This window comes from Streptomyces tibetensis (assembly GCF_007655005.1).
GTDB lineage: Bacteria > Actinomycetota > Actinomycetes > Streptomycetales > Streptomycetaceae > Streptomyces > Streptomyces tibetensis.
Map to the genome: position 1 here is coordinate 315,848 of NZ_SZVW01000010.1, position 9,417 is coordinate 325,264.

Sequence of the window (9,417 nt, forward strand, 5' to 3'; positions counted from 1 at the left end):
ATCACGGATAATCCGCTTAATCTGGTCATATGGAAAAGACACAGTTCTATGTGGTCAAGCGCGGTGACACCCTCATAAAGATCGCGTCCACGCATCATGTGACGCTCGACCAGATTCTCGAGTGGAATCCCCAGATCGAAAATCCTGACATCATCCATCCCGGTCAGCGGATCCGTGTGGCCGCACCGGACATGCACGGGGAGTTCGAGCCGTTCCCGGGCGCCGACTTCTTCCAGTCCTCCGTGACGAGCCCGGTCATCGAGGCCATGGGCTTCCGCCTCATCGAGGAGGAGTGCTCGGCGTACGCCGGCGGGCCCGACTCCCAGTGGAGCGAGGCGGACCGGAAGTCGTACGCGATGTGGCAGCGCAAGCTCGGATTCACAGGCCACGACGCCGACGGCACGCCGGGCCGGAAGTCCTGGGAGAGGCTTCACGTACCCGCCGTCTTCGAGTGATCGGGATCGCGTCGGGCCGGCCTCCGCGGACGGCCTGGCGCGCTCGGGCCCGGGCTCGTATCACTTATCTCGAGGCGGAACTGGAGCACGAGAGCGCCAGGCGGGACGCGGGCGACCGGAGGGCCCTCATCGAAGGGATGCGGGGCCATCTGGAAAAGGCGCGCGGGGCTGCCGACGAGGATTTCGGATGGCGGTGGCTGTGGTCGGGATCGGCGGCCCGTGAAGGCGTGTGCTCGAATATCCGCAATGCCGAGGTGTTGCTGATTCAACTGGTTTCCGACGAGGAAATCGCGGGCCGCGCCAGTGAGGTCATGGCCCTGGTCAAGGATCATCTGGACGCCGACGATCCGCGGCGCGTCCGGCTCGCCCTGCGCCTGCGTTCCGTCATCTCCGGCGACATCACCGCGAGCGACCGGGATCTCATGGCCCGGGCGCTCGACGCCGCGTACAGCAGCCTGGACGACGAACTGGCACGGGTGCGCAGCCTGCGCAACATCCTCTGTGCCGCGACGGTCCTCGTGTTGATCGGGGTGGTGAGCCTGGCTCTCTACGGGTGGCTCTCACCCGGTTCGCTGAGCCTGTGCTTCTCTCCCCAGGGCGGTTCCGGAGACACCCTCACCGTTGTGTGTCCCACCGCCGAGTACCACAAGCAGCCGGCCGACACCGACCCGAGCAGACTGGCCGGCCCGACGGACATCCTCACCGTCGAGATCGCCGGACTCGCCGGCGCCGCCCTCACCGTCATCGCCTCACTGCGCCGCATCCGGGGCACCGACGCCCCTTACATGCTGCCCCTGGCCTCCGCGGTGCTGAAGCTCCCCACCGGTGCGCTCTCGGCCTTCCTCGGACTGCTGCTGATCCGGGGTGCCTTCGTCCCCGGGCTCAGCGACCTCGACAGCAGGGCGCAGGTCCTCGCCTGGGCTGCGGCCTTCGGTGCCGCGCAGCACCTGGTGACCCGGTTCGTCGACGATCGCGCCCAGACGACGCTGTCGGAGGTGCGCCAGACCACCGACGCCGTGATCAACCCTGAGAAAGTCACTGTCAGGGAAGGGTTGCCGACTCCCGCCGCCGGGTCGCCCAACGGCGCGGGACCGCACGACGCGCCGCACGAGAGCGACGCGGAGGACGAGCCGACCCCCGACGGCGCACCGCGTCACCGCCGCAGCGGTCCGTGAGCCGTCTCCGGCAGACGCAGGTACACCACCGACGACACCAGGCAGATCACCGCGACGTACCACGGGAACAGTCCCGAGTGCCCCTGCTCCTTGAACAGCGTGCCCACGTACGGGGCCGTGCCGCCGAAGAGGGCCACCGTCAGGGAGTAGGGGAAGCCGATGCCCGCCGCGCGGACCCGGGGCGGGAAGATCTCCGCGTTCACGGCCGCGCTGATCGAGGTGAACCCGGTCAGCAGCACCATGCCCGCGCACTGCACGAGCAGCAGCACGGCGAACGAGTCGCTCAGGGTGTGCAGCAGGGGCACCGCGAGAAGCGCGAAGCCCAGGCCGAAGAAGAGCAGCAGGGGGCGGCGGCCGAAGCGGTCCGAGAGCAGACCGCCGAGCGGCTGCAGCAGGGCGAAGAACGCCAGTGAGATCGTGCCCGCGAGCAGCGCGTCCGCCTTCTCGACGCCGGCGTTGAGTTCGGCGTACGTCGGCAGGTACGACGTCCATGTGTAGTAGGCGATGGTGCCGCCCGCCGTGATGCCGCCGATGAGCAGCGACTCGCGCGGATGCCGGCGCAGCGCCTCGAACAGGCCGGGGCGCGGGGCCTGCTGCTGTTCCGCGCTGCGCGTCTCCTGTGCGCCCTGCCGGATCCAGAACCCGACCAGGCTCAGCACGGCCCCGAGCACGAACGGCACCCGCCAGCCCCAGCCGTTCATCTGCCCGTCGCTCAGCGTGTCCACGAGCAGGGTGGCGATGCCGGAGGCGATCAGCTGCCCCACCGTCGTCGACACGTACTGGAAGCTGGAGAACAGCCCGCGCCGGCCGGGCCCAGCCGACTCCACCAGGAACGTCGTGGAGGCCGCGAACTCGCCGCCCACGGACAGTCCCTGCAACAGCCGGGCGAGGACGAGGACCACCGGCGCCAGGACACCCGCGGCCGCGTAGGTCGGGGTGAGCCCGACCAGCAGGCTGCTGCCGCCCATCAGCAGGATGGTGACCGTGAGGGCGGCCCGCCGCCCGTGCCGGTCCGCGACCGCGCCCATCAGCAGACCGCCCACCGGCCGCATGAAGAACCCCACCGCGAACACCGCGAACGTGGACAGCAGCGGCACCAGCGAGCTGTCCGCGCTCTTCGGGAAGACCTGCGCGGCTATGTAGGTGGCCAGAAACGTGTAGGCGTACCAGTCGTACCACTCCACCGCGTTGCCGACCGAGGCGGCGAGGAGCTGGCGAACGGGCCGTTTCGTCGGCGGGGAAACCGTCTGCGTCTCTGTCACGCCCCTCACCCTCCCCTGACAACGCCCCGGCACACCCTCCGTACCGGCGACTTTCACACGAGTGTCACGTGCCCCTTCCTTGGCGTTTGGTGTCCCTGAAACACTCCTTCCGCGCAGATTCCGTCACGTTCCGGCCATCCCGCACCTCAGGATGAGAGGTCTGTCCTTCATGTCCGAAGTAAACCGGCGCCGCTTTCTTCAACTCGCGGGTGCCACCACGGCCTTCAGCGCCCTGTCCGCCAGCATCCAGCGTGCCGCCGCCCTTCCGGCGAACCATCGCACCGGGTCGATCGAGGACGTCGAGCACATCGTCGTCCTCATGCAGGAGAACCGTTCCTTCGACCACTACTTCGGCACCCTGCGAGGCGTCCGCGGTTTCGGCGACCCCCGCCCCGTCACCCTTGACAACGGCAAACCGGTCTGGCACCAGGAGAAGGACGGCAAGGAGATCCTGCCCTTCCACCCGGACGCCGACGATCTCGGCATGCAGTTCCTGGAGGGCCTGCCGCACTCCTGGCCCGACGGCCACCAGGCCTACGACGGGGGCAAGTACGACCGGTGGGTGCCCGCGAAGGGCACCACGACCATGGCGTACCTGACCCGCGAGGACATCCCCTTCCACTACGCCCTCGCCGACTCCTTCACCGTCTGCGACGCCTACCACTGCTCGTTCATCGGCTCCACCGACCCCAACCGCTACTACATGTGGTCCGGGTACACCGGCAACGACGGCACCGGCGGCGGCCCCGTCCTCGGCAACGACGAACTCGGCTACGGCTGGACGACCTACCCCGAGCGCCTGGAGCAGGCCGGCATCTCCTGGAAGATCTACCAGGACATCGGCGACGGCCTCGACGCCCAGGGCTCCTGGGGCTGGATCCAGGACGCCTACCGCGGCAACTACGGCGACAACTCGCTGCTGTATTTCAACACGTACCGGGACGCCAAGCCCGGCGACCCCTGGTACGACAAGGCCCGCACCGGTACGAACGCCAAGGCCGGCGAGGGTTACTTCGACCTGCTGCGCGCCGACGTGAAGGCCGGCAAGCTGCCGCAGATCTCCTGGATCGCCGCCCCCGAGGCCTTCTCCGAGCACTCCAACTGGCCCTCGAACTACGGCGCCTGGTACATCGCGCAGGTCCTCGACGCCCTCACCTCCAACCCGGAGGTCTGGTCCAAGACCGCCCTGTTCATCACGTACGACGAGAACGACGGCTTCTTCGATCACGTGGTGCCGCCGCTGCCCCCGAAGGACGCCTCGCGCGGTCTGTCCACCGTCGACGTCTCCCTCGACCTCTTCCCGGGCGACGGCAAGAACACGGCAGGCCCCTACGGTCTCGGCCCCCGGGTGCCGATGCTGGTCGTCTCCCCTTGGAGCAAGGGCGGCTACGTCTGCTCCGAGACCCTCGACCACACCTCGATCCTGCGCTTCATGGAGCGCCGCTTCGGCGTCCGCGAGACCAACATCTCGCCCTGGCGACGCGCCATCTGCGGTGATCTGACGTCCGCGTTCGACTTCTCCCGCAAGGACGCGCGTCCCGCCCCGCTGCCCGGCACGGACGCGTACGAGCCGCAGGACCGCGAACGCCACCCCGACTACAAGCCGGTCCCGCCCGCCGACCCGCGCATGCCCCGGCAGGAGCGCGGCCTGCGCCGCTCCCGGCCGCTGAAGTACGCCCCGCACGTGGACGCCTCGGTCGACACCGCGGCGGGGAAGCTCACGCTCACCTTCGCCTCCGGCGCGAAGGCCGGCGGCGCCTTCCATGTCACCTCGGGCAACCGCACCGACGGCCCCTGGATGTACACCACCGAGGCCGGCAAGACGCTCTCCGACACCTGGAACCCGGCGTACTCCGGGGGCTCCTACGACCTGACCGTGCACGGCCCGAACGGCTTCGTGCGCGTCTTCAAGGGCTCGAACAGGGCGGCCGGCTGCGAGGTCACCGCCCGCCACACCGGCGACGACATCGAGCTGACCTTCACGAACAGGGGATCCGGAACGGCCCGTCTGAAGCTCACCGACGCCTACGGCGGCCGGCCCGCGACCGTCACCGTCCGCCCCGGCGCGAAGGTGTGCCGGACCGTCGAACTCGCCGCCGGCCACCGCTGGTACGACCTGACCGTCACCGCCGAGGGCGACAAGGCGTTCCTGCGGCGGTTCGCCGGGCACGTCGAGAACGGGCAGCCGGGGGTGAGCGACCCGGCGATCATCACCGCGTAGCGGGAGTGAGGTGCCCCGGATCGTGCGGCCGGGGCACCAGAGCCGGTTCGGGCGTGGCCGAGCCGGGCTCCAGGGCCAGGACGGCGGCCACCGGGTGGTCGTCGTCGACCGGGGCCGCCGCGGGTGCCGTCCGGGTCAGCAACACCACGCCCCAGGACGCGAGGCCCGCTCCCGCGAGCGCGAGCAGTACGCCCGCCGGCCCGCCCTGAAGGCGTTCGCCCAGCAACGACAGGCCGATCACCGCGGCGGCCAGCGGGTTGGACAGGGTCACCATCGCGAGGGGGCCGCCCAGGCCGCCCCGGTACGCCGTCTGCGACAGCACCAGCCCGCCGGCCGCGAAGGCCGCCACGATCAGGGCCACGCCGACCACCTGAACACTCAGCACCGGGCCGGACCGGTCCGTCGCGGCCACCGTCACCGTCTGCGTGAGGGCCGAAGCGACCCCGGACGCGAGGCCGGACGCGGTCGCGTGCCGCAACCCGGGGCGGGCCCCGGGCCGGGACAGCACCCCGATGAACGCCGCGGTGGCGCCCGCCACCGCCAGCGCCTCGGGAACGCTCAGCACACCGTCCGGCGCCGGACCGGACGCCGTGACCAGGACCGCGCCCAGTCCCAGGAGGGTCAGGGCGGTGCCCTTCCACTCGACCGCGCTCACCCGCCGTCCCGCCATCCGCGCCCCCATGGGTACCGCCGCGACCAGGGTGAGCGCGCCGAGCGGCTGGACCACGGTCAGCGGGCCGTACCGGAGGGCGACGACGTGCAGCAACGCGGCCGACGCGTTCAGCCCGACCGACCCCCACCAGGCGCCGCTGCCGAGCAGCCGCAGCGTGCCCGCTCCCGGGGAGCGGGAGGCGAGCCGCTCCTGGGCGACCGCGGCGGCGGCGTAGGCGACGGCGGAGACGAGCGACAGGGCGAGGGCGATCACGACGGCGCTCATCGGCCCGCCCCCGCGAGTGCTTGCTCGTCCCGCTGCGCCGGTACGAGGCTGCCCTGCGCACGCCCGGCCGTGCTCGCCGTGCGGTGCCGGGAGCGAAGCGAGAAGGGGGTCCCCCTGGACGGGGTCTCGGGCCGGATCACCGCGAGCGCGAGGCCGAGCAGGGCCGCCGCGACGATCGCGTCCAGCCAGTAGTGGTTCGCCGTGCCGACGATCACCAGCAGCGTCAGCAGCGGATGCGCCAGCCACAGCCACCGCCGGCGGGAGCGAGTCGCGACGATCAGGCCGATCGCCACCATCAGCGCCCAGCCGAAGTGCAGCGACGGCATCGCCGCGAACTGGTTCGACAGGGAGTCCGTCGCGGGATCGCCGTACACCGACGGCCCGTACACCCGCGCCGTGTCGACCAGGCCGGCCGCGGCCAGCATGCGCGGCGGGGCGAGCGGGAACAGCAGATGCAGCACCAGTGCGGCGGCCGTGACCGCGGCCAGCACCCGGCGGGCCCAGACGTAGTGGACCGGCCGGCGCAGGTAGAGCCAGATCAGGAAGGCGACGGTGGCGGGGAAGTGGACGGCCGCGTAGTAGGTGTTCGCGATGTGCGCCAGACCGTCGCCGTGCAGCAGCAGGGACTGCACCGCTCCCTCGCCGGGGAGATGGACCGCTCGTTCGAAGTCCCACACCCGGTGCGCGTTGTGGAGCGCCTCGCCGATGTGGCCGGTGGCCAGCTGCCGGCCGAGCTTGTAGACGAGGAAGAGCCCTGCGACGAGCAGGAGCTCCCGGACGAGCGGCGGTCGCGCTATCGCGTCGGACCCCGCCGGCGCAGGCTCGGTACGGGCATTCATCCCCCGGCCCCTTCGGTGACGGTGGTGCTCTTATCGGTACGAGAGCGTACCGATACGTCAGTGTACCGATACGGTCGCGTACCGGTACACTGGTGTATCGATAGACGTAGGACACACCGCCGACCGGGAATTTTCCGGCCGCCCGACGAAAGCCAGGAGCACCGCCATGACGTCGCAGGCTGCGGACCGGCCCGAGCCGCTCGGTGCCACGCGCCGCTCCAAGATCACGCCCGAGCGTGAGCAGGAGTTCTACGACGCCGTGCTGGAGCAACTGGGGGAGTGCGGCTACGACTCCGTCACCATGGAGGGCGTCGCCGCGAGCACCCGGTGCAGCAAGTCCACGCTCTACCGCCAGTGGAAGACCAAGCCTCAACTGGTGGCGGCGGCCCTGCGCTCGCACCGGCGGACGCGCTGCATCGACACCGGCTCACTCGCCGAGGACCTGCGGGAGGCGGCCCGCGCGGCGGGCGAGTTGTCCGGCCGGGACACCAAGCTGCTGCAGGCCCTCGCCCACGCCGCCGGCCAGGATCCGGAGTTGCAGCGCGCGTTGCGCGAGGCGCTGGTGGAGCCGGAGATCGCCGCGCTGAAGGAGATCATCCGGCGCGGGGTCGACCGCGGAGAGGTGCCCGCCGATCACCCGGCGCTGGAGTACATCCCGGCACAGCTGCTCGGCGTCCTGCGGGTGCGGCCCGTCCTGGAGGGCGAGTGGGCCGACCCGGACTACCTGGTCCGATTCGTGGAGGCCGCCGTGCTGCCGGCCCTGGGCCTGACCTGAGACCCGGGCCGCCGTCCGCCGGATGACGGACGGGCGACCCGACCGCGCCGACCCGTGGGGACGGGGGCGGCGCACCCCCCGGCCGGGTGGGGTGCCCCTGTGAGCGATGGGGCGCCCCACCCGGCCGACCGGTGTGCGGGGCGCCGGGTGTCAGACGTCCTGGCCGTTGCCGCTGCCCGTCGACACCTTGATGCCCTTGGTGATGTCGTCCAGCACGGCTTCCTTCTGGTCCGCGTCGACGCCGAACCGCACGACCACCATCTGCTTCGCGTTGGCGGGGGACGGGAACGCGAGCGACTCCACGATGCCGTCGGCGCCCTTGCTCGTGACGGCCTTCCAACGGACCAGGTAGCCCTGCTGCCCGGCCACGGTCACCGCCTTGGAGTCGAGCACGTCGTGCGAGGTGATCCCGCCGTAGGACTTGCCGCCGTAGGACTCCTCGGCGTTCTTCGCGATGTCCGCCTTCGCGATCTCCTCGGCGGTGGCGCCCTTGGTGCCGAGCAGCAGGGCCGGGGCCGAGTAGGCGCCGCCCCTCGTGCAGGTCGCGGAGGTGTCGCCGGGGCACTTGTAGGAGTCGTCGGACGTCACCTGCGCACCGGCGTCGGCCTGCTGGCCGTACCAGCCCTTCGGGATCGGCAGACTGATGCCGCTGACCGAATCGGTCACCGACCCGCTCCTGATCTTCGGCGGCTGGGACTGCTCGGGCCGCGGACTCTGCCCACCGGACCCACCATCGCCGCCGTCGCCTCCGGACCCTCCGGATCCACCCGAGCCGCCCGACTCTCCGGACCCACCCGAGCCGCCCGGTCCGCCGAACGGTCCGCCCTGACCTCCGGGGGCGCCCGGCCCGCCGGGCCCCTGCGAGGTGGGCGAACCGCCACCGCCGCCGTCGTCCGTCAACGCGTAGACGCCCACGCCGATGCAGGTGAGGACGACCACGGCGGCGGCGACGGCGGCACCTATCCGCAGCCGCCGCCCCTTCCTGCCGGGAGTCGCTGCCGGATAGGCGGGGTAGGCGGCATACCCGGAGGCCCCCGGATACGCGCCGCTCCCCGGCTGACCGGCGGCGCCCGGATGACCGGCGGCTCCGGAACCCCAGCCCCCCGGGTGCTGCCCGGCTGCTCCCGGTGCTCCGGCTCCGGTCGGCTGTCCAGCTCCCGGCTCTTCGGCGGCAGCCGGTGTACCGGCGTCGGCGGTCTGTCCAGCGGCGTACGGCTGTCCGGCGGCAGCCGGTGTCGCGGCGTCGGACGGACCGGGTTTTGGTATCTCGGGGGTAGTCGGAGCTGCGGCTCCTGGTGCGGTCTGCCCGGGTTCCGGCCTCTCGGCCCCGTCGCGGTCATCGGCGGCAGCCGGATGCTCCGCCGGTGCCGGGGTCTCGGAGGGCGGCGCGTCGGGTGCCGTCTGCTGCGTCGATACGGAGCCGGCGGACGCCGGGCCCGTGGGGGGACCCCAGGTCGCGGGCGGCTGCGCCGGGCGGATGCGGTCCGTCCAGGTCCGGCCGTCCCACCAGCGCTCGGTGGCGGGCCCGTCAGTTGTCTGTCCGGGATCGGCGTACCACCCGGGAGGAGTCTCCTGCGTCATGCCCCCACCGTATGAGGCGTCGGTGAAAGAGGCATGAGAGGAGTCGGAACCGGCTGTTCCAGCAGCGCTCGCGTCGGCCGCCGGGCCACCCGTCCCAACGACGTGCCGGACATGGGACCGATCACCCGCATGCGCTCACCCTCCCTCCGCCCCACCGGACCGACGACCCGCA

The 9,417-nt window shown here is 71.5% G+C and carries 8 protein-coding genes and 1 pseudogene; 4 read left to right on the forward strand and 5 right to left on the reverse strand.

The window, feature by feature from the left end:
* Window positions 1-29: 29 nt before the first annotated feature.
* Complete coding sequence (locus tag FDO69_RS43070) at window positions 30-455, forward strand: peptidoglycan-binding protein (RefSeq protein ID WP_170320908.1); 426 nt, start codon at window positions 30-32, stop codon at window positions 453-455.
* Window positions 456-709: 254 nt separating this feature from the next.
* The gene (locus tag FDO69_RS19330; protein ID WP_234387994.1) at window positions 710-1,630 is read left to right on the forward strand and encodes a hypothetical protein; all 921 of its coding nucleotides are present in this window, start codon (window positions 710-712) and stop codon (window positions 1,628-1,630) included.
* Here FDO69_RS19330 and FDO69_RS19335 read toward each other — a convergent pair.
* Window positions 1,609-2,892, reverse strand: a complete 1,284-nt coding sequence (locus FDO69_RS19335; protein ID WP_104781083.1) for an MFS transporter — start codon at window positions 2,890-2,892, stop codon at window positions 1,609-1,611. The genes FDO69_RS19330 and FDO69_RS19335 overlap by 22 nt on opposite strands.
* A gap of 169 nt (window positions 2,893-3,061) precedes the next feature.
* Here FDO69_RS19335 and FDO69_RS19340 point away from each other — a divergent pair, with 169 nt between their 5' ends.
* The gene (locus FDO69_RS19340) at window positions 3,062-5,113 is read left to right on the forward strand and encodes a phosphocholine-specific phospholipase C (protein ID WP_104781084.1); all 2,052 of its coding nucleotides are present in this window, start codon (window positions 3,062-3,064) and stop codon (window positions 5,111-5,113) included.
* On the opposite strand, the gene FDO69_RS19345 is transcribed toward FDO69_RS19340, so the two are convergent.
* Window positions 5,103-6,050, reverse strand: a complete 948-nt coding sequence (locus FDO69_RS19345) for a DMT family protein (protein WP_104781085.1) — start codon at window positions 6,048-6,050, stop codon at window positions 5,103-5,105. The genes FDO69_RS19340 and FDO69_RS19345 overlap by 11 nt on opposite strands.
* A complete protein-coding gene (locus FDO69_RS19350) occupies window positions 6,047-6,889 on the reverse strand; it encodes a phosphatase PAP2 family protein (RefSeq protein ID WP_104781086.1) in 843 nt (280 codons plus the stop codon). The genes FDO69_RS19345 and FDO69_RS19350 overlap by 4 nt, the downstream gene beginning before the upstream one ends.
* A 166-nt stretch (window positions 6,890-7,055) precedes the next feature.
* Here FDO69_RS19350 and FDO69_RS19355 point away from each other — a divergent pair, with 166 nt between their 5' ends.
* Window positions 7,056-7,664, forward strand: a complete 609-nt coding sequence (locus tag FDO69_RS19355; protein WP_104781087.1) for a TetR/AcrR family transcriptional regulator — start codon at window positions 7,056-7,058, stop codon at window positions 7,662-7,664.
* 150 nt (window positions 7,665-7,814) lie between these two features.
* Here FDO69_RS19355 and FDO69_RS19360 read toward each other — a convergent pair whose 3' ends face one another.
* Window positions 7,815-8,930, reverse strand: a complete 1,116-nt coding sequence (locus tag FDO69_RS19360; protein ID WP_234388000.1) for a hypothetical protein — start codon at window positions 8,928-8,930, stop codon at window positions 7,815-7,817.
* Window positions 8,931-9,128: 198 nt separating this feature from the next.
* A pseudogene (locus FDO69_RS43075) lies at window positions 9,129-9,245 on the reverse strand (DUF2510 domain-containing protein); the annotation flags it as partial.
* Window positions 9,246-9,417 lie beyond the last annotated feature (172 nt).

Bases quoted from the DNA above. Each gene is read 5' to 3' on its own strand.
- FDO69_RS43070 (WP_170320908.1), top strand. From the start codon at position 30: ATGGAAAAGACACAGTTCTATGTGGTCAAGCGCGGTGACACCCTCATA.
- FDO69_RS19340 (WP_104781084.1), top strand. From the start codon at position 3,062: ATGTCCGAAGTAAACCGGCGCCGCTTTCTTCAACTCGCGGGTGCCACC.
- FDO69_RS19345 (WP_104781085.1), bottom strand. From the start codon at position 6,050: ATGAGCGCCGTCGTGATCGCCCTCGCCCTGTCGCTCGTCTCCGCCGTC.
- FDO69_RS19350 (WP_104781086.1), bottom strand. From the start codon at position 6,889: ATGAATGCCCGTACCGAGCCTGCGCCGGCGGGGTCCGACGCGATAGCG.
- FDO69_RS19355 (WP_104781087.1), top strand. From the start codon at position 7,056: ATGACGTCGCAGGCTGCGGACCGGCCCGAGCCGCTCGGTGCCACGCGC.